This window comes from Neisseria sp. P0024.S006 (genome assembly GCF_051956595.1).
Classification (GTDB): domain Bacteria; phylum Pseudomonadota; class Gammaproteobacteria; order Burkholderiales; family Neisseriaceae; genus Neisseria.
The window spans coordinates 166,554-193,381 of the sequence record NZ_JBQCXH010000004.1 but is presented as its reverse complement, the minus strand read 5'-3'; the positions used below and the strand labels follow the sequence as shown (position 1 = coordinate 193,381).

At 52.0% G+C, this 26,828-nt stretch carries 24 protein-coding genes and 1 riboswitch; of the genes, 12 read left to right on the top strand and 12 right to left on the bottom strand.

Annotated features, from left to right (window positions below; all coding sequences use genetic code 11):
• Positions 1–104 precede the first annotated feature (104 nt).
• Both gcvH and gcvT read right to left on the bottom strand, forming a co-directional pair.
• Complete coding sequence (gcvH, locus tag ACTHUF_RS08715) at positions 105–503, bottom strand: glycine cleavage system protein GcvH (protein ID WP_036494010.1); 399 nt, start codon at positions 501–503, stop codon at positions 105–107.
• 145 nt (positions 504–648) lie between these two features.
• On the bottom strand, positions 649–1,749 hold the full coding sequence (gene gcvT, locus ACTHUF_RS08710; RefSeq protein WP_311476804.1) for a glycine cleavage system aminomethyltransferase GcvT: 1,101 nt from the start codon (positions 1,747–1,749) through the stop codon (positions 649–651).
• Positions 1,750–1,959: 210 nt separating this feature from the next.
• Positions 1,960–2,056, bottom strand: a riboswitch (glycine riboswitch).
• 206 nt (positions 2,057–2,262) lie between these two features.
• On the opposite strand from gcvT, the gene ubiB reads away from it, so the two are divergent.
• On the top strand, positions 2,263–3,774 hold the full coding sequence (gene ubiB / locus ACTHUF_RS08705; RefSeq protein WP_440407491.1) for a ubiquinone biosynthesis regulatory protein kinase UbiB: 1,512 nt from the start codon (positions 2,263–2,265) through the stop codon (positions 3,772–3,774).
• Between the two features lie 75 nt (positions 3,775–3,849).
• Here ubiB and ACTHUF_RS08700 read toward each other — a convergent pair whose 3' ends face one another.
• From ACTHUF_RS08700 to ACTHUF_RS08675, 6 genes are all read right to left on the bottom strand, one after another.
• Positions 3,850–5,220 (bottom strand): chloride channel protein, encoded by a 1,371-nt coding sequence (locus ACTHUF_RS08700; RefSeq protein ID WP_315093109.1) that lies wholly within the window; start codon positions 5,218–5,220, stop codon positions 3,850–3,852.
• 77 nt (positions 5,221–5,297) lie between these two features.
• Positions 5,298–6,518 (bottom strand): bifunctional glutamate N-acetyltransferase/amino-acid acetyltransferase ArgJ, encoded by a 1,221-nt coding sequence (gene argJ, locus ACTHUF_RS08695; RefSeq protein WP_315092904.1) that lies wholly within the window; start codon positions 6,516–6,518, stop codon positions 5,298–5,300.
• Between the two features lie 42 nt (positions 6,519–6,560).
• The gene (locus tag ACTHUF_RS08690; protein ID WP_372340840.1) at positions 6,561–7,259 is read right to left on the bottom strand and encodes an LrgB family protein; all 699 of its coding nucleotides are present in this window, start codon (positions 7,257–7,259) and stop codon (positions 6,561–6,563) included.
• Complete coding sequence (locus tag ACTHUF_RS08685) at positions 7,259–7,603, bottom strand: CidA/LrgA family protein (protein ID WP_315092902.1); 345 nt, start codon at positions 7,601–7,603, stop codon at positions 7,259–7,261. Before ACTHUF_RS08685 ends, ACTHUF_RS08690 begins: the two co-directional genes overlap by 1 nt.
• A gap of 183 nt (positions 7,604–7,786) precedes the next feature.
• A complete protein-coding gene (locus ACTHUF_RS08680) occupies positions 7,787–8,533 on the bottom strand; it encodes a HesA/MoeB/ThiF family protein (protein WP_315093106.1) in 747 nt (248 codons plus the stop codon).
• Positions 8,534–8,582: 49 nt separating this feature from the next.
• Positions 8,583–9,047, bottom strand: a complete 465-nt coding sequence (locus ACTHUF_RS08675; RefSeq protein ID WP_070646624.1) for a cyclic pyranopterin monophosphate synthase MoaC — start codon at positions 9,045–9,047, stop codon at positions 8,583–8,585.
• A 187-nt stretch (positions 9,048–9,234) separates the two neighbouring features.
• On the opposite strand from ACTHUF_RS08675, the gene ppc reads away from it, so the two are divergent.
• The 5 genes from ppc (at position 9,235) to tyrS (ending at position 17,607) form a co-directional block, all read left to right on the top strand.
• Entirely contained in the window at positions 9,235–11,937 is a 2,703-nt protein-coding gene (gene ppc / locus ACTHUF_RS08670; RefSeq protein ID WP_315092900.1) for a phosphoenolpyruvate carboxylase, read from the top strand.
• A gap of 350 nt (positions 11,938–12,287) precedes the next feature.
• The gene (locus tag ACTHUF_RS08665) at positions 12,288–12,677 is read left to right on the top strand and encodes a hypothetical protein (RefSeq protein WP_107769154.1); all 390 of its coding nucleotides are present in this window, start codon (positions 12,288–12,290) and stop codon (positions 12,675–12,677) included.
• A gap of 123 nt (positions 12,678–12,800) precedes the next feature.
• Positions 12,801–13,892, top strand: coding sequence for a redox-regulated ATPase YchF (gene ychF, locus ACTHUF_RS08660; RefSeq protein WP_293212108.1), 1,092 nt, complete (start codon positions 12,801–12,803; stop codon positions 13,890–13,892).
• Between the two features lie 484 nt (positions 13,893–14,376).
• On the top strand, positions 14,377–16,236 hold the full coding sequence (locus ACTHUF_RS08655; RefSeq protein WP_315092897.1) for an acyltransferase family protein: 1,860 nt from the start codon (positions 14,377–14,379) through the stop codon (positions 16,234–16,236).
• 75 nt (positions 16,237–16,311) lie between these two features.
• A complete protein-coding gene (gene tyrS, locus ACTHUF_RS08650; RefSeq protein ID WP_440407490.1) occupies positions 16,312–17,607 on the top strand; it encodes a tyrosine--tRNA ligase in 1,296 nt (431 codons plus the stop codon).
• Between the two features lie 172 nt (positions 17,608–17,779).
• Here tyrS and hslO read toward each other — a convergent pair whose 3' ends face one another.
• A complete protein-coding gene (gene hslO, locus ACTHUF_RS08645; protein ID WP_049336392.1) occupies positions 17,780–18,676 on the bottom strand; it encodes an Hsp33 family molecular chaperone HslO in 897 nt (298 codons plus the stop codon).
• A 260-nt stretch (positions 18,677–18,936) separates the two neighbouring features.
• Here hslO and ACTHUF_RS08640 point away from each other — a divergent pair, with 260 nt between their 5' ends.
• Together ACTHUF_RS08640 and ACTHUF_RS08635 are read left to right on the top strand one after the other, a co-directional pair.
• Positions 18,937–19,566, top strand: a complete 630-nt coding sequence (locus ACTHUF_RS08640; protein WP_036492914.1) for a C40 family peptidase — start codon at positions 18,937–18,939, stop codon at positions 19,564–19,566.
• Between the two features lie 8 nt (positions 19,567–19,574).
• On the top strand, positions 19,575–19,796 hold the full coding sequence (locus tag ACTHUF_RS08635) for a hypothetical protein (protein WP_070460385.1): 222 nt from the start codon (positions 19,575–19,577) through the stop codon (positions 19,794–19,796).
• 79 nt (positions 19,797–19,875) lie between these two features.
• Here the strand turns inward: ACTHUF_RS08635 and ACTHUF_RS08630 are convergent, their stop codons facing one another.
• The 3 genes from ACTHUF_RS08630 to dxs are packed head-to-tail and all read right to left on the bottom strand — an operon-like array spanning position 19,876 to position 24,248.
• Positions 19,876–21,276 (bottom strand): L-serine ammonia-lyase, encoded by a 1,401-nt coding sequence (locus tag ACTHUF_RS08630; RefSeq protein WP_315092889.1) that lies wholly within the window; start codon positions 21,274–21,276, stop codon positions 19,876–19,878.
• A 35-nt stretch (positions 21,277–21,311) separates the two neighbouring features.
• Positions 21,312–22,322: a glycosyltransferase family 2 protein gene (locus ACTHUF_RS08625; RefSeq protein WP_440407489.1), complete on the bottom strand. Its 1,011-nt coding sequence runs from the start codon at positions 22,320–22,322 to the stop codon at positions 21,312–21,314.
• A gap of 36 nt (positions 22,323–22,358) precedes the next feature.
• A complete protein-coding gene (dxs, locus tag ACTHUF_RS08620) occupies positions 22,359–24,248 on the bottom strand; it encodes a 1-deoxy-D-xylulose-5-phosphate synthase (RefSeq protein WP_070460389.1) in 1,890 nt (629 codons plus the stop codon).
• A 133-nt stretch (positions 24,249–24,381) separates the two neighbouring features.
• Between dxs and orn the strand changes: the two genes are divergently transcribed.
• The 4 genes from orn (at position 24,382) to ACTHUF_RS08600 (ending at position 26,614) form a co-directional block, all read left to right on the top strand.
• Positions 24,382–24,939, top strand: a complete 558-nt coding sequence (gene orn / locus ACTHUF_RS08615; protein WP_039862353.1) for an oligoribonuclease — start codon at positions 24,382–24,384, stop codon at positions 24,937–24,939.
• A gap of 63 nt (positions 24,940–25,002) precedes the next feature.
• Complete coding sequence (gene queD, locus ACTHUF_RS08610) at positions 25,003–25,425, top strand: 6-carboxytetrahydropterin synthase QueD (RefSeq protein WP_003748900.1); 423 nt, start codon at positions 25,003–25,005, stop codon at positions 25,423–25,425.
• 73 nt (positions 25,426–25,498) lie between these two features.
• Positions 25,499–25,870, top strand: a complete 372-nt coding sequence (locus ACTHUF_RS08605) for a DUF1304 domain-containing protein (RefSeq protein WP_049359223.1) — start codon at positions 25,499–25,501, stop codon at positions 25,868–25,870.
• Positions 25,871–25,978: 108 nt separating this feature from the next.
• Positions 25,979–26,614, top strand: a complete 636-nt coding sequence (locus ACTHUF_RS08600) for a 7-carboxy-7-deazaguanine synthase QueE (RefSeq protein WP_315092885.1) — start codon at positions 25,979–25,981, stop codon at positions 26,612–26,614.
• Positions 26,615–26,828 lie beyond the last annotated feature (214 nt).

Here is a 26,828-nt window from a genome sequence, read left to right as displayed (position 1 = left end):
TTTATTGAGGAAAATTGAAACAAAGGCCGTCTGAAAGTATTTTCAGACGACCTAAGACCTGCACCATCAAACAGGCGCAAAACCTGTTTGGATGTTTGCAAAAATTAAGCTACTTCGCCTGCGTATTGTTCGGCAGTCAGCAGACCGTCGTAATCGGCAGGGTTGGCAGGTTTGATTTTGAAGAACCAGCCTGCGCCGTAAGGGTCGCTGTTGGCAGTTTCCGGCGCGCTGGGCAAATCTTCGTTGACGGCAACGACTTCGCCTGCAATCGGCGCGTACACGTCGGACGCGGCTTTCACAGACTCAACCACACCGGCTTGCTCTTCGGCAGCCAGGTTTGCACCGACTTCGGGCAGCTCGACGAACACGATGTCGCCCAACAGCTCTTGCGCGTGATGGGTAATGCCGACAGTGATGGTACCGTCTTCTTCAAGGCGCAGCCATTCGTGGCTGGCAACGTATTTCAGTTCGGCTGGGATGTTGCTCATGGTTTGATTCTCCATTGATAGGGGTTATTTTCAGACGGCCTCTGCGTGAATCAATATCCACAGATGCCTTGTTCAATGCTTTCTACAAACGTCCGTATCGGACGACAATTAAAACCTGCTTTCAGACGGCCCTTCACAAAAAAGGCCGTCTGAATCGATATTAATCAAACTGTTTTTGACCGTTGCGCACAAACGGCAGCTTCAATACGCGCACATCGACTTCCTTGCCGCGAATCAGGACTTTGGCGGTATCGCCGTCAAAATCTTTCGGCACGCGGGCGATGGCGATGGATTGTTTCAGGCTGGGCGAGAATACGCCGCTGGTAGTTTCGCCTTTGCCTTTGTCGGTCAACACTTCCATATGCGCGCGCAGGATGCCGCCTTTGTCGAGCAGCAAACCGACCTGTTTGACGGCAACGCCTTTTTCTTTCAATGCCAGCAAGGCGGCTTTACCGACGAAATCACGGTTTTCGTCTTTCAAATCAACCGTCCAACCCATACCTGCTTCGAGCGGGCTGGTGTCGTCGTCCATATCGTTGCCGTAGAGGTTCATGCCGGCTTCCATGCGCAGGGTGTCGCGTGCGCCGAGGCCGCAGGGCTGCACGCCGGCTTGTTGCAGGGCTTTGAAGAATGCGACGGCTTCGGTGCCGGGCAGGATGACTTCGACGCCGTCTTCGCCGGTGTAGCCGGTGCGGGCGACAAACCAGTCGTTGCCCAAGTCTGCACCTTGGAATGGTTTGAGGTTGTGGACGACATCCGCCCATTCGGGTTTGACGGTCAGGAGTTTTTCAATGGCTTTAGGACCCTGTACGGCAAGCATGCCGAGGTCGTAGCGCGGATTGAAGGCAACGCCGAATTCTTGTCCGACTTTGTGGAATTGGGCCGTGTCTTTCTCGCGGGTCGCGCCGTTAGAGACGATGCGGTATTGGGTTTCGGCTTCGTTGGTGCGGTAAACGATCAAGTCGTCGATCACGCCGCCGTTGTCGTTGAGCAGCGCTGAATAAAGGGCTTTGCCGACGAAGGCGAGTTTGGCGACATCGTTGGCAATCAGTTTGCGGAAAAAGGCTTTGGCATTTGCGCCTGCTACGTCGGTAACAAGCATGTGTGATACATCGAACATACCGGCGTCGGTGCGCACGGCTTCGTGTTCGGCAATTTGCGAACCATAATGGATGGGCAGCTCCCAGCCGGCAAAATCGACCAGCTTCGCGCCTGCATCTTGATGGGCTTGATAAAACGGGGTGGTTTTCAGGGCAGTCATTCTCAAGTTTCTCCGGATTTATTGTTCAGATGCCGCCCGCGCACCTGTGCGCGGATGACCCTATCTGTCCTTGAACCTGAGATTTTCGGCCGTATCCGCTGGATGGCAAACCAGTCTGCTCACTGCTTTGCGCGGTTGTCTGAATGGTGGTTCAGACGGCCTTCTCCCCTTCGGTGGACGTTATTCAAACGCCGCTCTCCAGATTGTTTGTTTCAATGTGCAGTCCCTGATACCTGAGCGATTTAAGGGTGTCTGCGCCTTCGGTGGCCACATGTAGTTGGATGTAGCTCTCTCCTGCACATTTCCCGATTATGTCTTGAATCGGCGGTTTGGGCAAGTGGCCGACGAATATTTATGATGTGAATATTCATCTTTTTATCAAAACGGCCGACCGCAAACCTTTGCGAAATTGCCGGATATGCGGCAAACATTTTTGCAAAAGTCTCAGGCCGTCTGAAGCCCTTACCCGTTTTTCCTATATAATTCTGTTTTTTCGATTTATCTGCGTCCATCATGAACCGCCTCAAACGCATCAAAACCATCCTCTGCACGCTCTACCGCTACCGCCTTGCCGAGCTGATTGCTTCGCTGGTCCGTCCGGGTTGGGCGCGGACTTTCCTCAATATGCTGCCGCAGTCGTCCAAGTTCAAACACGAGACGCCTGCCGTGCGCCTGCGTTTGGCTTTGGAAAGCCTGGGGCCGATTTTCATCAAATTTGGGCAGGTATTGTCCACGCGCCCCGATTTGATTCCGCATGATTACGCGGTCGAACTGGCCAGGCTGCAAGACAAAGTGCCGCCGTTTGACGCGCAGCTTTCACGCTCGCAAATCGAAAAATCTTTGGGCCAATCCATCGACACTTTATACGCGGAATTTGAAACCGAACCTGTCGCCAGCGCATCCATCGCCCAAGTACACAAAGCCCGCCTGCATTCGGGCGAACAGGTCGCAGTGAAAGTCTTGCGCCCCAACCTTTTGCCCGTTATCGAACAGGATTTGTTGCTGATGCGCTTTGGCGCAGGCTGGGTGGAGCGTTTGTTTTCAGACGGCAAGCGTTTGAAGCCGCGCGAAGTGGTGGCCGAATTTGACAAATACCTGCACGACGAATTGGACTTGATGCGCGAAGCCGCCAATGCCAGCCAGCTCGGCCGCAACTTTCAAAACAGCGATATGCTGATTGTGCCGAAGGTGTTTTACGACTACTGCACTAGCGACGTACTGACCATCGAATGGATGGACGGCACGCCGGTATCCGATATTGCCAGACTCAAAGCCGACGGCATCGATTTGCACAAACTTGCCGATTACGGCGTGGAAATCTTCTTCACGCAAGTTTTCCGCGACGGCTTTTTCCATGCGGATATGCATCCCGGCAACATTCTGGTCGCCGCCGACAACCGCTACATCGCCCTCGATTTCGGCATCGTCGGCACGCTGACCGATTACGACAAACGCTATCTCGCCATCAACTTCCTTGCCTTTTTCAACCGCGATTACCACCGCGTCGCCACCGCCCACATCGAATCGGGCTGGGTGCCTGCCGACACGCGCGCGGAAGAATTGGAAGCGGCTGTCCGCGCCGTGTGCGAGCCTGTGTTCAACAAACCGATTTCGCAGATTTCCTTCGGCTTGGTGCTGATGCGCCTGTTTGAAGTCAGCCGCCGCTTTAATGTCGAAATCCAACCGCAGCTTGTATTGCTGCAAAAAACGCTGCTCAACATCGAAGGCTTGGGCCGCCAGCTTGATCCCGATTTGGACTTATGGAAAACTGCCAAACCGTTTTTGGTGCGCTGGATGAACGAACAGGTCGGCCCCAAAGCCCTTTGGCGCAACCTCAAAAACGAAGCCCCCGACTGGGCGCAAATCATCCCTTCCCTGCCGCGCAAAATCAATGCGCTGGTTGATGAAAACCGCCAGCAGGAAATGCGCGATGCCTATGTGCATTTGGTCAAAGTGCAGCAACGCCAAAGCCTGTGGCTGGGTATGATTGCGGTTGTTTTGTTGCTGATTTTACTGTTTAAATAAACCGCAATACAGATTTAAACGACATATAAAAGGCCGTCTGAAATTTAGTTTTCAGACGGCCTTTTATATGCCTATCTATTCTTTCTTCTCATGCGGAACATGTCCGCTTTCGGCTTCGATATGCCGTCTGAAGCGCAAACCTGCGGCGTGGTAAAACGGATGCGGCGAGAATTGGCGCGAGACTTGCGAAGCGAAGATGCACGTCAGCAGCATCCAAAACAGCAAATTCTGTCCGCCCGTCATTTCCATTACCACCACGGCGGCGGTCAACGGCGATTGAGTTGCGGCGGCAAGGAATGCGGCCATGCAGAGCAAAACTGCGACATTGGACGCGTCGCCCAGTTGCGCGAAAGAAGCCATGTGTTCGCCTATCATCGCACCGATGGTTAACGACGGCGTGAAGATGCCGCCGGGAATGCCTGCCCAATAGCTGAACACGGTTGCCGCCCATTTTGCGGCAGCCAAGCCGAACGGCGCTTCATACGCGCCTTTGAGTGCGGCGGCGGCTTCGTGATAGCCCGTGCCATAGGTTTTGCCTTGATAAAACGTACCGAGCAGCGCCAGCAAAATGCCCATTATAAAGGCGACCACCAACAAATGACGGCGGATGAAACTGCGCCAGCGCACCGGTGCGAATGCCGCCGCGCCGCGATACAAAAAGCTGCCGAACAATCCGCCTGCCACGCCGCAAACGATGCCCGACACTGCGGCCCACATCAGCATATTTGGCAGCTCGTGTCCTTGAAACCCTGAAAAATACGGGTTGTTGCCCTGTATCGCCACTTGAATGAAACCGGCCGCCAACACGCCCATCAAGATTTGGCGTTCCCAACGCAAAATCACGCCGCGCCCCAATTCTTCGATGGCAAACACCACGCCGGCCAAAGGCGCGTTAAACGCCGCCGCCAAACCGCCGGCCGCGCCTGCGGCAATCAAATCGTTTTCCTGCATGCCCCTAAACGCCAGCCCGTGCTTTTTACACCACGCGCCCCAAGCGTTCATGACCGCCGCGCCCACTTGTACAGACGGCCCTTCCCTGCCGATCGACGCCCCCAAAATCATGCCCAAAAACGTCAGCGGAATCTTAAAAAAGGTTTCGCCCAGACGAATCAGACGGGTTTTCTGCGCGCCATACGGCAAAGACAACGAAGCGATGACCTGCGGAATACCGCTGCCGGAAGTGTACGGCGCAAATTTGCGCGTAAACCACGCCAAAAGCGGCAAACCCAGCGGCAAAGCCACCCACGCAAACCACGGATATTTCCCCACCAGCAAAGCGTTCCATTCCAAAGCCAAATCCGCCAAGTACGCAAACATCAAAGCCGTCAGGGCAACCAGTGCCGAGCCTGCCAGCAAAAACAAAAAGGCAATGCTCTTTTTCGACAGGCGTTTGGTTTGGCGGATTTTGTGGGCGAGGCGCGCCGCCCAAGTCTGGGGAAATTTCATCATAAACACGCAGTCAATGTGTTCAGACGGCCTTGATACTTTTCTCAAAGGCCGTCTGAAAACAAGGATAAAAGTTTTTAAGAACGGTAATCCGCGTTAATCGACACATATTCGTGCGACAAATCGCAGGTATAAACAGCCGCCTCCGTATCGCCGCGTTGCAAATCGATGCGGACCGTGATTTCCGGACGGTTCATCACGGCTTGTCCGGCCTCTTCGGTATAGCTTTCCGCGCGGCCGCCGTTTTCGGCCACCAACACGTCATCCAGCCACATTTTCAAAGCATCGACATCCAAGTCTTCAATACCGGCATAGCCGACGGCGGCCAACAGACGGCCCAAGTTCGGGTCGGAGGCAAAGAACGCGGTTTTCACCAAAGGCGAATGGGCGACGGCATAAGCCACCTTGCGCGCCTCTTCGCGGGTTTTCGCGTTTTGCACTTCAATCGTGATGAACTTGGTTGCGCCCTCGCCATCACGGACAATCGCCTGCGCCAGTTCCAGAGCCAGCGAACCGAGCAAGGCTTTGAGCTGGGCATAGCGCGGATCGGCGGTATTGTCGATTTCGCTCTGACCGCAACGGCCTGTCGCCATAATGACAAAGCTGTCGTTGGTGCTGGTATCGCCGTCCACGGTAATCGTATTGAAACTCTCATCTGCGATTTCTTGCGTCATCAGTTGCAAAATCGGTTGGGACACTTTGGCATCGGTGGCAATAAACGACAACATGGTCGCCATGTTCGGATGAATCATGCCCGAGCCTTTGGCGATGCCGGTGGCGCGGACTGTGTGTTTTTCGCCGACCAAGCCTGTGCGTGAAGCGGCTTTCGGTACAGTATCCGTCGTCATGATGGCACGCGCCGCGTCCGACCAGAATGCAGGGCGTACTTGCGGCAAAGCGGCCACGATTTTATCCACAGGCAATGGCTCCAAAATCACGCCGGTCGAAAACGGCATAATCTGATTGGATTGGCAGCCGACCTGTTCCGCCGCCGCCGCGCACACTTTAATCGCGTCCAGACGGCCTTGTGCGCCGGTACCCGCATTGGCATTGCCCGTATTGATGACTAAGGCACACACGCCGTCTTGGTCAAACAAATGCGACTTGGCGATATGCACCGGCGCAGCGCAGAAACGGTTTTGCGTAAACACCGCGCCTACTGTATGTCCGCCACCCAACACCATCAGTGTCAAATCGTCGCGGTCTTGTTGCTTGATGCCGGCACGACCTGTAAACAGACGGATGCCGTCGATTTCCAACAATTCGTCTGCACGTTTTTCAGTCAAATTTACAGCCATATCATTTTCTCCTGTTTACACTATTTTCAGACGGCCCAAACGCTATACGCCCAATAAGGGAATCAAGATAGGCACCAATATCGCCGTCAACACGCCGTTGAGCGTCAAGCCCAAGCCGGCATATGCGGCCATACGGCGGCCATATTCCAATGATGCCGCAATACCCATCGCATGTGAGGCCGTACCCAAAGACATTCCCACTGAAGAAGGCATATACAATGCCCCTTTCAACACTTTATATCCGGCCATCTGGCCAAAAAGTCCGGCAATAATCACCGTTGCCGCCGTAATCGCCGGAATACCGCCGATAGACGCCGTGATTTCAATCGCAATCGGGTTGGTAACGGATTTGGAAGCCAGCGACAAAATCACTTCGCGCGAAGCACCCAGCCATTTGGCAAAATACACGCCCGTGACAATGCCTGTCACGCTGCCCGCCAACTGCGACAACACCACCGGCAACCACTGGCTGCGGATACGGTCCCAATTTCGATAAAGCGGCACCGCCAGCAAAACGACTGCCGGTTTCAACCAAAAATCAATAAAGCGCGAAGCAGAATGATACAGCTCATAATCGATGGCAAATACCTTCAAATAACCCATCAACACCAGCGTACTGATCAATACCGGATTACACAGCACATTCCCCGTGCGCGTCCGAATCTGCACCGCCAAAGCATATACGGCCAAAGTCAGGAACAGCATGACCGAGGGCATGCGCAACAGCCCGTCTATATTCATCACATCCGCCTCCTGACCCACTCATGCACTTTGCCGGTCACCAACAATACGCAGATCGTACTGCCGATTGTGGCCGTTAAAATCGAAAACCAGTCGTTTGCAATCACATCCAAATAGCTGATGACGGCCACGCAAGGCGGCACCAAAAACAAAGTCAGGTTTGCCATCAAAATATCTGCCAGTTCGCCCACCCAAGACAATTTGACCCAGCCGGCCTGAAGCGTGGCAAACAGCAAAGCCATGCCGACAATACTGCCCGGCAGCTTCAACCCCAAAATCCAAACGGCCGCCTCGCCCAAAGTCAGGCAACCCAATACCACCAATAAGGCACGAATAATATTCATTAAGCCGGTTTCTCCCTATCTTTTTCAGACGGCCTCAAAAAATTTATTAATCATTGAATCATATCGTGTCACAGGCCGTCTGAAAAGGGAAGAAACGCCTTCTTTCAAGTTTAATGAAAGATAAGCATGATTGCTCCGGCGGATTGACTTCGGAGTAGTGAAACCCTTGCCCTGCTTTTGTCTTTAACGGCCGCCGCAAACCGGACATTCGGGATTGCGTCTCACCCCGTATTGCCGCCATTGTCCGCTCAATGCGTTGTAGGTGGAAAGTTTGCCGTGCGACGGCGTGCCGATACCGAGCAGCACTTTGAGCGCTTCGGCGGCTTGGGCCGTTCCGATAACGCCGACCAAGGGCGAAAAAACGCCGAACAATGCACAAGCGCCGTCGTCGGCTTGTTCGCCGTCAAACAGGCAGGCATAACAAGGCGTATCGGGAAGGTCGGGGCGGTACACGGCGATTTGTCCGTCAAAGCGGACGGCCGCGGCGGAAACCAAAGGCGTGCGCGCGGCAACGGCGGCGCGGTTGACCGCCTGGCGCGTGGGATAGTTGTCGGAACAATCGAGGATGATGTCGGCGGCGTTTGCCAATTCGATAAGCCTGGCCTCATCGAGAAATTCGGCAATGGCTGTAATGTGTGTTTGGCTGTTGATTTGTTTCAGACGGCCCTGCATGACCAAAGCCTTGTTTTTGCCGATGTCGGCTTCGGTAAACGTGATTTGGCGTTGAAGGTTGGTCTCGTCGATGGTATCGGCATCGGCAATCGTCAGGCGGCCGATACCGGCGGCGGCAAGATACGGCAAGGCCGCCGCACCCAGCCCGCCGCAACCGACAACGAGCGCATGGGCGGCCAAAAGTTTTTCTTGGCCTTCGATACCGATTTCATCCAGCAGGATATGGCGGCTGAACCGCAAAAGTTGTTGATCGTTCATCATAACAATAAGGCCGTCTGAAACCGAATATTCAGACAGCCTGAGTGGTTTAGAAATTGATATTTTCGTAGGCGTTGTCAAACAGGAAAGGACGGCCTTCGCTGCTGGTTTCGGATTCGAGGCGGATGCCGCTGAGCATCATATTGCGGTCAACGTCTTTCATCATGTCGTAAACGCTCAAAAGTGCCAGATTGAGGCCAGTCAGGGCTTCGGTGGCAATGCTGCCGTTGCTGTGCGCTTGGACGGTCAATGTGGCTTTCAGGCAGGCCAGCTCAACGTTAATATCGAAATCAACCTGCACGCCGATGATGCGTCCGGGCAGGTGCAGCGGAATCAGGTTGCCGCTTTGTTTGATGTTTTGAATGGCGGCAACGCGTGCGATGGTCAGGATGCTTGCCTTTTCGGTTGCATTCTCTATCAACACCCGTACCGCCTGCTGGCTCATGTTGATGGTGCCGACGGCGACGGCGGTGTGTTGCTCAGGAAAATCGGGCTGGTTGGGGAATTCGATCATGGGGTTCTCGCCTCTGTTTTGACAGTCAATATTTTACGGCATTTTACAGACACCGGCCACGCGGCGGATACGGACGGCTGTTTTCCGGTTTGAAATGTATCGGACGGCAGCATTGGCAGTTTACAAAAATTTGCTATACAATGGATTCGGGACAAACCCAAATTAACATTTAAATAAGAGAAAAATCATGCAACTGCATATCTTAAACAATCCCAAAGATGCCGCTTTGGCAGCGGATGCGGAATTTTTAAAACAGTCTCTGTTCAATCTGCTGCATGAGGAAGCATCGCCTTTGGTGGTCGAAACCGTTAAGTTGTTATCGACTTCAGACGACAGCGCCGCCTTGATTGAGAAGGTGTTGCCGCAACTGGACGAACAGCAAACCCACGATTTAACCCTGGCCTGCGGCCTGTTCGCACAAATTCTGAACATCGCCGAAGACGTGCACCACGAACGCCGCCGCCAAATCCACGAAGAGGCAGGACACAACAGCGCCGAAGGCAGCCTGACGGAAACCGTGCGCAAGCTCAAAGCCGGAAAAGTCAACGGCAAAGCGGTGCAGAAACAACTGGACAATACCGTTGTTACCGCCGTTTTGACCGCGCACCCGACCGAGGTACAACGCCAAACCGTCTTGAGCTTCAACCGCCGCATCCGCGCGCTACTGCCGCAACGCGAACGCTGCACTAATCCTGATGCGCTGGCTCAGTTGCGCCGCGAAATCGACACAGTCCTTTTGGGCTTGTGGCAGACCAGCGAAACGCGCCACCACAAACTCAGCGTCAACGACGAGATCAACAACGGTGTATCCATCTTCCCGATGAGCTTCTTTGAAGCTCTGCCTAAACTCTACCGCACAATGGAACGCGATTTTCAGACGGCCTATCCCGGTGTCCGCGTTCCGAATATTCTCAAAATCGGCGGCTGGATCGGCGGCGACCGCGACGGCAATCCGTTTGTCTCTGCCGAAACCCTGCGCTTTGCCTTCCGCCGTCATGCCGATGCCGTATTCCGTTTTTACCGCAGCGAACTCGACAAACTTTACCGCGAGCTGCCGCTCTCCATCCGCCGCGTCAAAGTCAACGACGATGTAATGGCACTTTCCGCCCAGTCTCCCGATGAAGAAATCGCCCGCACCGAAGAACCCTACCGCCGCGCCATCGCCTACATCATGGCCCGCGCCATGGGCAAAGCGCGCTCACTCGGTTTGGGCATGGGCTGCAAATTCGGCTTCCTCAAGCCTTATGCCACGGTCGAAGAGTTCCTCAACGACCTGAAAAAACTGCAACGCTCACTCCACGAAAACGGCAGCCAACTGCTGGCAGAAGGCCGTCTGGCCGACATTATCCGCAGCGTGTCCGTGTTCGGCTTCCACATGATGCCGCTCGACCTGCGCCAACACGCAGGCAAACACGCCGATGTAGTTGCCGAGCTTTTCCAACACGCAGGCTTGGAAGACTACAACAGCCTGAACGAAGAGCAAAAACAAGCCGCCCTGTTGCGCGAATTGAGCCATCAACGCCCGTTGTACAGCCCGTTCATCACATACAGCGACCATACCCGCCACGAACTGGCGATTTTCAACGAAGCGCGCAAAATCAAAGACGAATTCGGCGAAGATGCCGTGACGCAAAGCATTATTTCCAACTGCGAACAACCCAGCGACCTGCTCGCCTTGGCATTGCTGCTGAAAGAAAGCGGCCTGTTGACAGTGGAAAACGGCAAACCGCGCAGCCGCATCAACATCGTGCCTCTGTTTGAAACCATCGAAGCGCTCGAAAACGCCTGTCCGGTCATGGAAACCATGTTCCGCCTCGACTGGTATGACGCCCTGCTCGAAAGCCGCGGCAACATCCAAGAAATCATGCTCGGCTACTCCGACTCCAACAAAGACGGCGGCTACGTTACCAGCTCATGGTGTCTGTATCAGGCCGAATTGGGCTTGGTCGAACTCTTCAAAAAATACAATGTCCGCATGCGCCTGTTCCACGGCCGCGGCGGCAGCGTAGGCCGCGGCGGTGGCCCGTCTTACCAAGCCATTTTGGCGCAACCTGCAGGCAGTGTTGCCGGACAAATCCGCATTACCGAGCAAGGCGAAGTCATTACCGCCAAATACGCCGACCCGGGTAATGCACAACGCAACTTGGAAACCTTGGTCGCCGCGACTTTGGAAGCCAGCATCCTGCCGGACAAAAAAGACCCTGATGCCAAACTGATGCAGGATTTGTCGGACGTATCGTTCAAATACTACCGAGAACTGATTACCCACCCTGATTTCATCGACTACTTCCTGCAAACCAGTCCGATTCAGGAAATTGCCACCCTCAACCTCGGCAGCCGTCCCGCCAGCCGCAAAACCCTGGCGCGGATTCAGGACTTGCGCGCGATTCCGTGGGTATTCTCCTGGATGCAAAACCGCCTCATGCTGCCGGCTTGGTACGGTTTCGGCAGTGCAGTGGAAACCTTGTGCGAAGGCAAACCCGAAACCCTCGCCGCCCTGCGCGAACACGCCCAAAACAACCCGTTCTTCCAAGCCATGCTCTCCAATATGGAACAAGTGATGGCGAAAACCGACATCACTTTGGCGGAAAACTATGCCGGCTTGAGCGAATCGCCTGATAAAGCAAAAGTCATCTTCGGCATGATCAAGGAAGAATACCAACGCAGCCGCAAAGCACTGCTCGACCTGCTGCAAACCGAAGAGCTTCTGCGCGACAACCGCAGCCTCGCCCGTTCGCTTGCCTTGAGGATTCCATACCTGAACGCCCTCAACGGCCTGCAAGTCGCCATGCTCAAACGCCTGCGCAAAGAGCCCGACAATCCGCACGCCCTGCTGATGGTTCACCTGACCATCAACGGCGTGGCGCAAGGTTTGCGTAATACCGGTTAAGGCAGCACGGAAAAAAGGCCGTCTGAAACAGTTTTCAGACGGCCTTTCAACCAACTGCGAACCATAGCAAAGGCTTTATCCATAAGCCTCATAATGTTTCTCAACCTGCTTGCCACTCTTACCCTATTCATTAAGCTTATCCTGTATTTCAGACTATTTTGGGAAACAGAAGATAATCCGCGCAAAATCAAAGTGTTCACTTAAGCATGGCAACCGCTTCAGCACGATGATAGTCAACTTACTGACATACCTTAATGCGGCACTGCCCCATATCGCAGCACAATAAGCTTTCAGACCACCCAGAGGCCGTCTGAAAAATAAAAACATCTTACGCAAAGGCAGCTATCATTATGTTTGACATTGTATTTATCTTGTTATTCGGCAGGCTTCAGCCCCACAAAACAGCCGATTCATCCGACACGCCTGTCACTTTTGGGAGTTCGGCGGCAGGCTCGGCTTTAATTTATTTATGCATACGCATAGGGACAATCATCCTTTATGGGTCGATTTCCGAAGCCATTAACAGCCTCCCCCTCATTCTGTTTCAAACAATCTGCATGTTCGGCTGTCTGGTTTTGTATTTCAAAATGTTGCGTACCGCATCCGACCCGAAATACCGTCAGATGATTTATTGGGTACTGGGCATTCTTTTGGGTTTAATCTTAAGCCTCCTGTCCGTAAAATTGTTTTATTTAATGGCTTTATTCATTTACTCATTCTTCGGAAGAACAATAGGCTGAATGCCTGCCCCTCTTTTTCAGACGGCCTTTTATCATAAAAACACACCAGCATTGCGGCTGTTTTGAGTGCCTCCACAATATGCTATAATCTGCCGTTAAACTTTTATCTTTTCAGGAAAAACCATGAGCTTGAAATGCGGCATCGTCGGTTTGCCCAACGTCGGCAAATCCACCCTCTTTAACGCGCTGACCCAATCGGGTATCGAAGCGGCAAACTATCCTTTCTGTACCATCGAACCCAACGTCGGCATCGTTGAAGTCCCTGATCCGCGTATGGCCGAATTGGCAAAAATCGTCAATCCGCAAAAAATGCAGCCTGCCATCGTCGAATTCGTCGATATCGCCGGTTTGGTTGCAGGCGCGAGCAAAGGCGAAGGCTTGGGCAACCAGTTCCTCGCCAACATCCGCGAGACTGACGCGATTGTTAACGTCGTACGTTGCTTTGACGACGACAACATCGTCCATGTCGCAGGCAAAGTCGATCCGATTGCCGACATCGAAACCATCGGCACCGAGTTGGCACTGGCCGACTTGGCCAGCGTCGAAAAAGCCATCGTCCGCGAAGAAAAACGCGCCCGCTCAGGCGACAAAGACGCGCAAAAACTGGTCGAACTGTGCAAAAAACTGCTGCCGCATCTGGACGAAGGCAAACCCGTCCGTTCCTTCGGTTTGGACGCGGAAGAACTCGCCATGCTCAAGCCGCTATTCCTGCTGACCGCCAAACCTGCCATGTACGTCGGCAACGTTGCCGAAGACGGTTTTGAAAACAATCCGCACCTCGACCGCCTGAAAGAATTGGCTGAAAAAGAAAACGCGCCTGTCGTCGCCGTTTGCGCCGCGATGGAGAGCGAAATCGCCGAATTGGAAGACGATGAAAAAGCCGAATTCCTCGCCGAAATGGGCTTGGAAGAACCGGGCTTGAACCGCCTGATTCGTGCCGGCTACGACCTCTTGGGCCTGCAAACCTACTTTACCGCCGGCGTCAAAGAAGTCCGCGCCTGGACTATCCACAAAGGCGACACTGCGCCGCAAGCCGCCGGCGTGATTCACACCGACTTTGAACGCGGCTTCATCCGCGCCCAAGTTATCGCCTACGAAGACTTCATTGCTTTAGGCGGCGAAGCCAAAGCCAAAGAAGCAGGCAAAATGCGTGTGGAAGGCAAAGAATACGTCGTACAAGACGGCGATGTGATGCACTTCCTGTTTAACGTATAAATCCGGTAAAACGCTTTTTCAGACGGCCTTTTCTAAGATTAAGGCCGTCTGAATTTATTTTCAGACGGCCTCACGTCTTGAAATATCAACAAAACAAGACATTATCTCCATAATAAATACGGGCATAGCCCGTAATTTTTCTTTCTTAAAATCTCCCATTTCTTGCCAACACCTTACCTAAAAATAGCGCAAGGTTACATCATCAATAACAATATCATTGATATGACAATGAAAAATCAAACTATACCATATCGTATTGATTCATTATAAAAACAACATATTAAATATTATGTTGAAACTATCAACTTTATTCCTACTCTAATCCATTACTATTCAAACGCATATCATCAGCAATCATTCTAAGAAGGCAAACAAACTGCCCTGTTCCGACAAACGATGGCCGACCTCCGAAATACTGCCATTCTCGGCAGGAATCACTTTTCAGACGACGCCATTAATATAAACTAATTAAAATCAAAATATTATGAGCAAAGTTTTATCTTACCGCCCAGATATTGATACATTGCGTGCCGTTGCTGTTCTATCCGTTATCGCTTTCCATATTGAAAAAAACTGGCTGCCTGGCGGCTTTCTTGGTGTTGATATCTTTTTTGTCATTTCCGGCTTTCTGATCACGATGATTATCCATCGTGAAATGAGCAGCGGGATTTTCTCGTTCAAAAAGTTTTACATCCGCCGTATCAAGCGGATACTGCCCGCATTTTTTACCGTATTGACGGTAACGCTGATATGCGGCTTTCTTTTATTCACCAAAGATGATTTTTCCCTTTTATGGAGGACGGCACTGTCCACCTTGGGGTTCATCTCCAATATCTTTTTTGCAAAGGGTCAGGGCTATTTCGATCCCATACAAGAAGAAAAACCTTTACTTCACATTTGGTCTTTATCGGTCGAAGAACAATATTATTTCGTCTTTCCGATATTGCTGTTACTGGTGGTCCGCAAAAGCTGGCGCACCCAGTTTGCCTTCCTCATCACGCTATGCGTATTCAGCATTTTGGCTTCTTTTATGCCGACTTCGCTGGATAAATATTACCTGCCCCATCTGCGCGCCTGCGAAATGCTGATCGGCTCGTTGACGGCCGTGTGGATGCAATACCGGCAACAACAAGGGCTGGATACCGGCAAACCATATGCGGCGGCAGGCGCATTACTTTCCGTATGCGTACTGTTTACCTGCCTGTTTGCCTATACGGAAAAAACCGCCTATTTCCCAGGGCCTGCCGCCATCATTCCTTGTTTGGCCGCCGCCGCATTCATTTATTTCAATCAATTTGAACACCAGCTGAAAAAATTTTTCCAATGGAAGATTACAGTCGGCATAGGCTTGATTTCCTATTCGCTGTATCTGTGGCATTGGCCTGTATTGGCTTTTATGAGATACATCGGTTCAAACAATCTGCCTTCGTATTCGACTGCGGCCGCGATTGTCTTAATGTTTGCACTCTCTCTGCTTTCTTATTATTTTGTCGAGAAGCCGTTTAAAAAGTGGAAAGGCTCTTTTGCCCAATCTGTGGCATGGGTTTATGCCGTCCCCATGCTTGTTTTGGCCATGACGCCTTTTCTTGCCATGAAGCTTCCATTTATGGAGCAATACGACCATATGGGATTGGCGCGTTCCTACACTTCTTGCCACAACAATACCGACAAACAATGTATTTGGGGCGATACCGACAAACAGCCGGAATTACTGATTTTGGGCGATTCGCATGCCGACCAATATAAAACGTTTTTTGATACCGTCGGCAAAAAAGAAAAATGGTCGGCAACGATGGTCACGGCGGACAGTTGTGCCTATGTAGAAGGTTATGCCGCCCCCGTATTCAAGCAAAACGCCTCCTGCCGTGCCGTTTATGAGTATGCCAAAGAGCATCTGCCCCAATACTCAAAAGTGCTTTTGGCCATGCGCTGGGGCAGCCAAATGCCTGAAAACAGTCACTCCCTTGCTTACGATGCCGATTTTTTCAAAAAATTCGACCTCATGTTGCAAAAACTTTCTTCGGAAAAACAAGCCGTTTACCTGATGCTGGACAACCCTAATCTGTCCTACAACGGCTTGCGCGCCTATATCCTGTCTTACCGCATACCGGGATTTAATCAAAATCTTGTTATTGATGAACAAAACACTTTTAAAGGAAACGAACGCATCAAAGAATTGGCGGAAAAATATGCCAATGTGCACATTATCGATGCCACCGCCTATATTCCGCAGAATTTTAAAATCAACGGATTGCCGGTTTATTCCGATAGAGACCACATCAACCCTTACGGCGGCAGAGAACTGGCCAAGCGTTTTTCTGAAAAACACACGCTTCTTCAGTAAGCCATAGCCATTCATCCGATGAAATTTGCTACAATTAGCAGTTTGTAAAACTGCTAATTTTTTTGGAAGACATCAATGAGCGTCATCAAAGACCTACAATCGCGTGGCTTAATCGCGCAAACTACCGACATCGAAGCCTTAGACGCTTTGCTAAACGAACAAAAAACTTCCCTCTATTGCGGTTTTGACCCGACAGCCGACAGCCTGCACATCGGCCACTTGCTGCCTGTATTGGCATTGCGCCGTTTCCAACAAGCCGGCCATACGCCGATTGCTTTGGTGGGCGGCGCGACCGGTATGATCGGCGACCCAAGCTTTAAAGCGACAGAACGCAGCTTGAATTCCGCCGAAACCGTTGCCGGCTGGGTAGAAAGCATCCGCAACCAACTGACCCCTTTCTTAAGCTTTGAAGGCGATAACGCCGCCATTATGGCAAACAACGCCGACTGGTTCGGCAGCATGAACTGCCTCGACTTCCTGCGCGACATCGGCAAGCATTTCTCCGTCAACGCCATGCTGAACAAGGAATCCGTCAAACAACGTATCGAACGCGACGACGTGGGCATTTCCTTTACCGAGTTCGCCTACTCCCTGCTGCAAGGCTACGACTTTGCCGAGTTGAACAAACGTCATGGCGCGGTTTTGGAAATCGGCGGCTCCGACCAATGGGGCAACATCACTGCCGGTATCGACCTGACCCGCCGTCTGCACCAAAAACAAGTATTCGGCCTGACCCTGCCTCTAGTAACCAAATCAGACGGCACCAAATTCGGCAAAACCGAAGGTGGCGCGGTATGGCTGAACGCGAAGAAAACCTCGCCGTATCAGTTCTACCAATTCTGGCTGAAAGTGGCCGACGCCGATGTGTATAAATTCCTGAAATACTTTACCTTCCTGTCTATCGAAGAAATCGATGCCATCGAAGCGAAAGACAAAGCCAGCGGCACCAAGCCAGAAGCGCAACGCATTCTTGCAGAGGAAATGACCCGCCTGATTCACGGCGAAGAGGCCCTTGCCGCCGCCCAACGCATTTCAGAAAGCCTGTTTGCCGAAGACCAAAGCCATCTTACCGAAAGCGACTTCGAGCAGCTGGCACTCGACGGCCTGCCGACTTTTGAAGTTTCCGAGAGCCTCAACGTGGTTGAGACTTTGGTGAAAACCGGTTTGGCGTCTTCCAACAAAGAAGCGCGCGGCTTTGTCAACAGCAAAGCGGTTTTGCTCAACGGCAAACCTGCTGAAGCCAACAATCCGAACCATGCCGCTGAAAAACCTGACGATGCCTATATGCTGACCGACGAACACAAACGTTTCGGCAAATACACCATCGTCCGCCGCGGCAAACGCAACCATGCTTTGTTGGTTTGGAAATAATCTTTAAACATTAAACGCATCGTTTAAAACAATCATGCCGTCTGAAATCAGCCCACGCTTTTTTCAGACGGCATTTTCTATTGATGATATTCAGTTTTCCCAAAAAGAAAGGACAGGTTTTACACCTGCCCTTCTATTAAGCCAATTTCTTTAAGAAACTTTTATCCCGTGCTTACTGCAAACGCTCATTTTCTTGACGGACGGCATTCACCACGTCCGCACCAAACAGAGCGTTGACATCGGTTTCATCAAACACATATTTGCTATGGCAGAAATCGCAGTCAATTTGAATGCTGCCTTGTTCCGCCACCACGCCTCCGACTTCCTGACCGCCAAGCATCAACAGCATATCGCTGACTTTGCCGCGGGAGCAGGTGCAGGCAAATTCGATGGCTTCCGGTTCAAAAACGCGTGGCGGGGTTTCATGGTAAAGGCGGTAAAGGGCGTGATGAGCGTCCAAACCGGTCAATTCTTGCGGAGTAAGCGTTTGCGCAAGCGTGGTCACATGTTCCCACGCGGCATCATCCAATTCTTCTTCCGGCAGACGTTGCAGCAATAATGCGCCTGCGGCATGGTCGTCGGCGGCAAGCGTAATATAGGTATCGAGCTGCTCGGAACGTTTCATATAGTTGACCAGCATTTGCGCAATGCTGTCGCCTTCCAGCGGGACAACACCTTGCCAAGGGTCGGCATCTTTAGGCTGATGGGTCAAAACGAACACGCTGTTTTCGCCCAACAGCGCAGTCAGGCTTTCGTCATCACGGATTTCAGCAGTTTCGTCCCAACGGGCGGTAGCGCGGACAGTATTTTCAGAAGTCGCTTCCACCACCAACATTTTCAGACGGCCCTGACCTTGAACCTGAACAATCAGCGTGCCTTCGTTTTTAAGGTTGGCAGACAATAAAGAGCCGGCGGCCAGCAACTCGCCCAAAGCGCGGCGGATGGCGACAGGATAATGTTTTTGGTTGACGATGTGTTGCCAAACCTTTTCAAGGCGGATGTGCATACCGCGGATAGGCATATCGTCAAAGATAAAGCGTGTGCGGATATCGCTGTGATTTTGTGTCATGTCAGTCTCTGAAAATAAATCAATGAATGCCGCTTATATGGTTGCAGCGGCGGATAAATCAAGCGAAACCGCGCCTGATGTTTTTCTAGTTCTTTTGGAAACAAGGGTTTAACGCAAAATAACAGCAGTTTTTTTGCCAAAAAGACAGTTTTTTAATACAATCAAGCAGATAACAAGAGAATGATACGGGATAACATCTCAGAAACCGGCAATGTGCCTGCAATCGGCAGGGAATGCCTTCTGAAACGGAAGTTTGTACAATGAATTTTTTACTCCGGCTCGCAGCAGTTTGGACTTCGGTCGCCATGCTCGCGAGCGTCAATTTTTCTTACGCCGATGATTTGGAAAACCTGATTACCACCCGTCAGCGTGTTTTAAACCAATTCAACGACAATGCCAATGTTTACGGCAATACGCGTCAGGCAACCCCTGTCCATCCCACCAATACCTATCCTGCCGCAAGCAACAATACGCGCGCACCTTCGGGCAATGCAGATGAGTTAATCGGCAGCGCCATGGGCTTGCTCGGCGTGGCCTACCGCTACGGCGGCACATCAGCCTCTACCGGCTTTGACTGCAGCGGCTTTATGCAACACATCTTTAAACGCGCCATGGGCCTGAACCTGCCGCGCACTTCTGCCGAACAAGCGCAAATGGGCGTTGCCGTGAGCCGTTCCGAATTGCAGCCGGGCGACATGGTCTTTTTCCGCACCATGGGTCGCGGCCGTATTTCCCACGTCGGCCTCTACATCGGCAACAACAATTTCATTCACGCACCGAGGACGGGCAAACGCATCGAAATTACCAGCCTCGGCCACAAATATTGGAGCGCGAAATACGCCTTCGGCCGCCGTGTGAAGAAAAACGATCCTTCCCGTTTCTTAAACTGAGGTGAGCTATGGCAATGCCGCAAATGCCCAAATGGTATGACGACGACGGTCAGATCGTTTCCTGTACCGAAAAAGTCAAAGTCATGACCGAAAACTTGAACGAACTGTACCAAATGGCGCAGGACGCTTTTGAAGACGCCCTGCTGATGGGTTGCTCCGAAAAACAGTTGCGCGAATACTTCCGCGACTTAATGGCCGGGCTGGAAAACCCTTATCAAAAAAACAGTTAGTTCTTCAATCCATACAAAAAAGGCCGTCTGAAAGTTTTTCAGACGGCCTTTTTTATCGGGCAATTGCCCTATTCTATTTCTAACATTCCACCACGCGCACGGATACGGGGACGGCTTTTTTCTGCAAGGTAACGGCCAGGCCGGCGAGTGAGGTTTCTTTGTAGGTTGCCTTCATATCGCGGCCGGTTTGCAGCATGGTTTGAATCACTTCATCAAGTGAAACTTTTTTGTCTGTGCCGTCTTCCAAAAGCGCGAGGGTGGCGAGCTTGAGGGCTTTTTCGGCGGCGATGCCGTTGCGTTCGATGCAGGGGATTTGTACCAAGCCGCCGACAGGGTCGCAGGTCAGACCCAAGTGGTGTTCCATGGCCATTTCGGCGGCGTTTTCAACTTGTTTCGGTGTTCCGCCGATAACTTCGGCGTATGCCCCAGCCGCCATGGAACACGCTACGCCGACTTCGCCTTGGCAGCCGACGTCCGCGCCGGAAATCGATGCGTTGGTTTTGTACAAAATGCCGATGGCGCCGGCAGTCAGCAGGAAGTCTTCGACACGCGATTGGTTGGCGTGCGGATTAAATTTGCGGAAATAGTGCAAGACGGCAGGAATAATGCCTGCCGCGCCGTTGGTCGGTGCGGTTACGACGCGGCCGCCGGCGGCATTTTCTTCGTTGACCGCCATGGCGTACACCATCGGCCAAAGTTGGGTATTGACGATTTCGCTCTCGCGCAGGACTTTGAGTTTGGCCGCCAACTGCGGCGCGCGGCGGCGGACGTTCAAGCCGCCCGGCAATTGCCCTTCCGCACCCAAGCCGCGCTTGATGCAGTTTTCCATCACATCGGCTACGGCGGCCACCCGGCGGCGCACTTCCGCTTCGTCGCAACCTGCCAACGCTGCTTCATTGGCCAACACGACTTCGGAAATATTCAACTGGTTCAGACGGCATTGTGCCAGCAACTCGTCGCAGTTTTTGTATGGATACGGCACATCGGCATCTTCCTGCGCCTCTTGTGCAAACCCTTCGTCTGTTACGACAAAACCGCCGCCGACCGAATAATAAATCTGCTCTTTCAGCTTCCGGCCGTCTGAATGGTAGGCGATAAAGTTCAAGCCGTTCGGATGTTTGGGCAACACTTTGTCGCCGCGGATATCCAAATCTTTTTCGGGATTGAAGGCCATTTCGCGGCCGTTGAGTTTTAAAACGTGTTGCGTGCGGATGCGTTCCAAGCGTTGAGGGATATCTACCAGCGGAATATCGTGCGGCAGACTGCCTTCCAAACCGAGCAATAATGCGTCGAATGTACCGTGTCCGATACCGGTCAAGGCAAGCGAGCCGTACACTTCAATGACAATGCGCGCCACTTGTGTGTCCAAGTTTTCGGCATGCAGCAAATCGGCAAAGGCGGCCGCGGCCTTCATCGGGCCGACGGTGTGCGAGCTGGACGGGCCGATGCCGATTTTGAAAATATCAAAGATGCTGATCATAATTTTCCTATTATTGTGTGTGCGGTCTGTGTTTTTCAGACGGCCTTAAGGCCTAAAGAGGAATCTTGTGCGCCGCTTGCCAATGCAAGTACCAGATGTCCGACAGTCATCAAAGGATCGCCTGCTTCCGGCGAGGTGTATTTCAGCGTCAGCGGTTTTTTACGCAAGGGTTCGTAACAGCTGACTCTACAATGCGTGTCTTCCAAACTTGTAGAACCGGCGCGGTATCTGTATGCCAACAGCCGTAAATCGTTCAAGTCCATCTTCATGCCGTTGTCCAACAATTCGCGCAACTGGTTTTCCCAGGCAATATCGTTGCTTCCGTCTTTAATGGCAATCAAGATGGACTTTTCGAGGATTTTTTTGATGTGCTGGTTCAAGGAGCGGATTGGGAAATGCCCCAGCCACAACAAATCGGTCTCCGCAAATTGGGCGGAAAAATGCTCGATAAACCAGGAATGTAAACCTCGATAATCCGGCGAATGAAACAGGGTTGATTTAACCTTGTTGCCATCTTTATCCAACATGTAATGGCAGCCGATAATCACGCTGCAAGATTCGGCCGCCCATCTGGGGATAATGACTTTGGGGGTAAAGAGCGTTTCGAGGCGTTGCTCGGTAAATTGAGTGGTGAAATCGGGATTGTATTGCAACGATGTCGGCAAATAGCCGCGCCAAAGGTACATACCGATCCTGTTTTCGCCGATAACATCCAAAAGTTGTTCCAGCATGATACGGCTAGGACATAAAATAAATTCGTCCGCATCCAGCGGAAAAACGAAATCTATCGCTTCATCTTTTGCTACAAGCTGCTTCATCAGCTGGTTGACCAATTGCTCATGATTAAACTTGAGCGCTTGATATTGATAGATAAATATCGGCAAACCTTCTTCTTTCAATTGAATCAGGATTTCCCTTGTTCCATCGCTGCTGCCGTGATCGATGATGTGCATTTCATCCATCAGCTCGATATTGTGACGGACAAACGATTCGATCACGTCGTTTTCGTTGCGCACCATGCTGATGCTGATTAGTTTTTTTCCCATAAATTATGCAATGTATTGATAGGTTTTAATCATTTTTCAGACGGCCTTAATCCAGCCGGCAATGCGTTTTTCAATCGCTTCGGCACTCAAACCCAAGTCGTCCAACAATTTTTTCGGGTCACCGTGTTCGATAACTTTGTCTTCTACACCCAACAGCAACACCGGTTTGCAGATGCCGTGTTTCGCCAACACTTCCAACACCGCGCTGCCTGCGCCGCCTTGTTCGGCGTTTTCTTCGGCGGTAACGATGTAATCGTGGCTTCGGGCGAGACGGACGATCAGCTCTTCATCTATCGGTTTGACAAAGCGCATATCGGCAACAGTCGCGTTCAGTTTATCGGCAGCGGCCAATGATGGGGCAACCATGCTGCCAAAGGCGATAACGGCAATTTTCTCGCCTTCGCGACGGATGATGCCTTTGCCGATTTCAACGGTTTCCAGGCCGTCTGAAACAGTTGCGCCCGTGCCCGTACCGCGCGGATAACGGACAGCAGACGGCGAATTTGCCTGATAGCAGGTCGAGAGCAGCAGGCGGCATTCGTTTTCGTCGCTGGGTGCGGCAATAATCATGTTCGGCACGCAGCGCAAAAAGCTCAAGTCGTACAAACCGGCATGGGTCGGGCCGTCTGCACCGACAATACCTGCGCGGTCGATGGCGAACAAAACAGGCAGGTTTTGCAGGGCAACGTCGTGTACCAACTGGTCGTAAGCGCGTTGCAGGAAAGTGGAGTAAATCGCCACGACAGGCTTGATGCCTTCGCACGCCAAACCGCCGGCAAAGGTAACGGCGTGTTGCTCGGCGATACCGACGTCGAAATAGCGGTCGGGGAATTGCTGTTCAAACTCAACCAAGCCGCTGCCCTCGCGCATGGCAGGCGTGATAGCAACCAAACGCTCGTCAGCCGCCGCTTGATCGCACAGCCATTGGCCGAACACTTGCGTATAAGTCGGTTTGGCCGCGGCAGGCTTAATTTCCGGCGCAGGCACTTCGCTCGGCAGCTTGGCGACAGCGTGGTATTTGACAGGATCGTTTTCGGCGAATTTGTAGCCGTTGCCTTTTTTGGTGATGACGTGCAACAACTGAGGGCCTTTGCGGCCGCGCAAGTCTTTTAATACATCGACCAGATTTTCAACGTTGTGTCCGTCCACCGGGCCTGTGTAACGGAAACCGAAGTTTTCAAACAAAGACAGCGACTGCTTGGCGTGCTCCGCTTCGCCTGCCAAGGTTTTGATTTTGTTTTCGACTTTTTGGGCAAGCTCCATCGCGCCGGGCAATTTGTCCAACACTTTGCTCGATTGGGCTTTGATGGTGCTCAACAGGCCGTGCATATCGCGCACGACGTTGCTGGCGAGGTATTTCGGCAGCGCGCCGACATTGGGGGAAATCGACATTTCGTTGTCGTTGAGGATGACCAGCAAATCGACATCCATATCTCCTGCACAGTTCAGGGCTTCAAACGCCTGACCCGCCGTCATGGCTCCGTCGCCGATGATGGCGACGCTGCGGCGGTTGTTGCCCAACTGTTTGTCCGCAACGGCCATGCCCAAGGCCGCGCCGATGGATGTGGAAGAATGGCCCACGCCGAACGCGTCGTATTCCGACTCGCTGCGTTTCGGAAAACCGGCCAAACCGCCGTATTGGCGCATGGTGTGCATTTGATTTTTGCGGCCGGTGAGGATTTTGTGCGGATAGCTTTGATGGCCGACATCCCAGACCAAATGGTCTTCGGGCGTGTCGTACACATAATGCAGCGCCACCGTCAGCTCGACCGCGCCCAAGTTGCTGGCGAAATGGCCGCCCGTCTTACCGACGGAATCCAACAGAAATTCGCGCAATTCGGCGGCGACTTGCGGCAGCTGTTTTTTCTCCAGACGGCGCAAGTCCTGAGGCGTATCGATCATATCGAGCAAAGGGCTTGGGTTCATGATTTTTGGCGGTGATTTTTTGTGTAACGGACGATTATATCAAGAGATTGCACAACTTGTTACAAATGCTTTCAGACGGCCCGAACCTTTATCCTTTATAATACTGCCAACTGAAAACACAAGGCCGTCTGAAATGACCCAAAACGCAAACAACCTCTGCTGGCTCGATATGGAAATGACCGGCCTCAACCCGGAACACGACCGCATTATCGAAGTCGCCATGATCATTACCGACTCCGATTTGAACGTACTGGCGCAATCGGACGTATACGTCATCCATCAAAGCGACGAATTGCTCGATGGCATGGACGAATGGAACACCGCCACCCACGGCCGCACCGGCCTGACCCAACGCGTGCGCGAATCCAAACTGACCGAAGCCGAAGTCGAGCAAAACCTGCTGGACTTCATGTCCGCATGGATACCCGAGAAATCCACGCCCATGTGCGGCAACTCCATCCATCAAGACCGCCGTTTCATGGTCAAATACATGCCGCGCTTGGAAGCCTATTTCCACTACCGCAACTTAGACGTATCCACGCTGAAAGAATTGGCCAAACGCTGGAATCCGGCCGTTGCCAAAAGCGTGGTCAAACGCGGTTCGCACAAGGCATTGGACGACATCCTCGAAAGTATCGAAGAAATGCGCCATTATCGCGAGCATTTCCTCAAACTCCCTTCCGAACAATAATCCCAAGGCCGTCTGAAACCGGTTTGACACTATTCAGACGGCCTCATCGGCTTCCTTCATCTCATGAAAATCACCAAAATCTTTACCTTCGATTCCTCGCACATGCTCGACGGGCATGACGGCAAGTGCCAAAATCTGCACGGCCACACCTACAAACTCGAAATCACCGTCTCCGCGCCCGTTATCCAAGGCGGTGCAAAAGACGGCATGGTGATGGACTTTACCGACCTGAAAGCCATCGTTAAACAACACATTACCGACCCGTTCGACCATGCCTTCATCTATCACGGCAACAACGAACGCGAAAGCCAAATCGCCGCGCTTTTGGAAGGCTGGAACATGAAAACCCTGCGCCTGCCCTGCCGCACCACCGCCGAAAACATGAGCGTAGAAATGTATGGCCGTCTGAAAAACGCCGGTGTCAAAGTATGCAGCGTGAAATTATGGGAAACGCCGACTTCGTGTGCAGAATATGAAGGGGAATAAACCGGCATTTTGTATTTTTCAGACGACCTGTTCCCATAAATACCTCATACACTAAACATCAAAAGGAATCTTCATGAAACTCCTCTCCACCCTCCTCGTCCTCTTCGTCGCTGTCGAACATTTCTACATCGCCTGGCTCGAAATGACGCAAATCCCAAGCGAAAAAGCGTCAGAGCTGTTCAACATGCCTTACGAATTTATGGAACAAAAACGCGTACAAACCCTGTTTTCCAACCAAGGTCTGTACAACGGCTTCCTCGCCATCGGCTTGGTATGGGCTCGCTTTGCTGCACCCGACAACGCCGTTTATGGCGCGACCATCCTGTTCCTCGGCTTCGTCCTCATCGCCGCCGCATGGGGCGCGTTTTCATCCGGCAACAAAGGCATTTTGTTCAAACAAGGCTTGCCGGCATTTTTGGCCGCCGCAGCCGTCATTGCCGCTTAAGTACACACCAGCCATTCTTTCCTATTGAACTGACAGAAAGAATGGCTGCCTCACATCACTTCTTCAAACGCTTCACGACAACAATTCAATCCCACACACCTAATATTCATGACCATTCACATCACGCCGAACAATCCCCAATACCGCATTGTCGAAATCTTTGAAAGCCTGCAAGGCGAAGGCTGGAATACAGGCATGCCCGCCGTTTTCATCCGCCTGGGCAAATGCAATCTTGCGTGCAACTGGTGCGATACTGACTACCTCAAATTCGGCATGATGAGCCTGTCCGATATTTTGGGCCGTCTGAAAACCTACACGGCGCGCAACATCATCATTACCGGCGGCGAACCCACCATCCAACCGCATTTAGACGCCCTGCTCAACGCACTCAAAGCCGAAGGCTATTTTCTGTGTATCGAAACCAACGGCCTCAATCCCGCACCGCCGCAAATCGACTACGTTGCCACCAGTCCCAAAGCCTGTTACGCTGCCAAATACGAAAAAAGCTGCATCGAGAAAGCAGACGAAGTGCGCATTGTCGCCGACGGCGAAGTCATTGCATTTTGTCAGGAAATGGAACGCAAAATCCGCGCCCGACATTACTACCTCTCGCCTTGCGAACAAGACGGCGCGATGAATATCTACGACACCATCCGCCAAATCGGCGTGTTAAACAGCCGAGCCGACGCCCCCGTCCATTGGCAACTGAGCGTACAGACGCATAAATGGGCAGGAATAGAATAATTCGTTTGAAATCAATCAAAAATTAAACCTTTACAAAATATTGAATGTAAATACCATTCGATATTCAACCAAATGCACTACTGGCAAAGCGTTCAGGCCGTCTGAAACCCTATTTCAGACGGCCTTTTTTTGTTACAAACCTCTTGACCGATTACATAAGATTACGTAAAGTGTGCAACAGTTTCCATAAATTGGTATAACCAATTTACCTGAT

Bases quoted from the DNA above. Each gene is read 5' to 3' on its own strand.
- ACTHUF_RS08680 (WP_315093106.1), bottom strand. From the start codon at position 8,533: ATGAACGATCAACAACTTTTGCGGTTCAGCCGCCATATCCTGCTGGAT.
- queD (WP_003748900.1), top strand. From the start codon at position 25,003: ATGAAAATCACCAAAATCTTTACCTTCGATTCCTCGCACATGCTCGAC.
- ACTHUF_RS08690 (WP_372340840.1), bottom strand. From the start codon at position 7,259: ATGAATATAGACGGGCTGTTGCGCATGCCCTCGGTCATGCTGTTCCTG.
- gcvH (WP_036494010.1), bottom strand. From the start codon at position 503: ATGGAGAATCAAACCATGAGCAACATCCCAGCCGAACTGAAATACGTT.
- orn (WP_039862353.1), top strand. From the start codon at position 24,382: ATGACCCAAAACGCAAACAACCTCTGCTGGCTCGATATGGAAATGACC.
- ACTHUF_RS08675 (WP_070646624.1), bottom strand. From the start codon at position 9,047: ATGATCGAATTCCCCAACCAGCCCGATTTTCCTGAGCAACACACCGCC.
- ACTHUF_RS08625 (WP_440407489.1), bottom strand. From the start codon at position 22,322: ATGGGAAAAAAACTAATCAGCATCAGCATGGTGCGCAACGAAAACGAC.
- gcvT (WP_311476804.1), bottom strand. From the start codon at position 1,749: ATGACTGCCCTGAAAACCACCCCGTTTTATCAAGCCCATCAAGATGCA.
- ychF (WP_293212108.1), top strand. From the start codon at position 12,801: ATGAGCTTGAAATGCGGCATCGTCGGTTTGCCCAACGTCGGCAAATCC.
- ACTHUF_RS08685 (WP_315092902.1), bottom strand. From the start codon at position 7,603: ATGAATATTATTCGTGCCTTATTGGTGGTATTGGGTTGCCTGACTTTG.
- ACTHUF_RS08640 (WP_036492914.1), top strand. From the start codon at position 18,937: ATGAATTTTTTACTCCGGCTCGCAGCAGTTTGGACTTCGGTCGCCATG.
- ACTHUF_RS08665 (WP_107769154.1), top strand. From the start codon at position 12,288: ATGTTTGACATTGTATTTATCTTGTTATTCGGCAGGCTTCAGCCCCAC.
- hslO (WP_049336392.1), bottom strand. From the start codon at position 18,676: ATGACACAAAATCACAGCGATATCCGCACACGCTTTATCTTTGACGAT.
- dxs (WP_070460389.1), bottom strand. From the start codon at position 24,248: ATGAACCCAAGCCCTTTGCTCGATATGATCGATACGCCTCAGGACTTG.
- ACTHUF_RS08605 (WP_049359223.1), top strand. From the start codon at position 25,499: ATGAAACTCCTCTCCACCCTCCTCGTCCTCTTCGTCGCTGTCGAACAT.
- ACTHUF_RS08635 (WP_070460385.1), top strand. From the start codon at position 19,575: ATGGCAATGCCGCAAATGCCCAAATGGTATGACGACGACGGTCAGATC.
- ACTHUF_RS08655 (WP_315092897.1), top strand. From the start codon at position 14,377: ATGAGCAAAGTTTTATCTTACCGCCCAGATATTGATACATTGCGTGCC.
- argJ (WP_315092904.1), bottom strand. From the start codon at position 6,518: ATGGCTGTAAATTTGACTGAAAAACGTGCAGACGAATTGTTGGAAATC.
- ACTHUF_RS08600 (WP_315092885.1), top strand. From the start codon at position 25,979: ATGACCATTCACATCACGCCGAACAATCCCCAATACCGCATTGTCGAA.
- ubiB (WP_440407491.1), top strand. From the start codon at position 2,263: ATGAACCGCCTCAAACGCATCAAAACCATCCTCTGCACGCTCTACCGC.
- tyrS (WP_440407490.1), top strand. From the start codon at position 16,312: ATGAGCGTCATCAAAGACCTACAATCGCGTGGCTTAATCGCGCAAACT.
- ACTHUF_RS08630 (WP_315092889.1), bottom strand. From the start codon at position 21,276: ATGATCAGCATCTTTGATATTTTCAAAATCGGCATCGGCCCGTCCAGC.
- ACTHUF_RS08700 (WP_315093109.1), bottom strand. From the start codon at position 5,220: ATGAAATTTCCCCAGACTTGGGCGGCGCGCCTCGCCCACAAAATCCGC.
- ppc (WP_315092900.1), top strand. From the start codon at position 9,235: ATGCAACTGCATATCTTAAACAATCCCAAAGATGCCGCTTTGGCAGCG.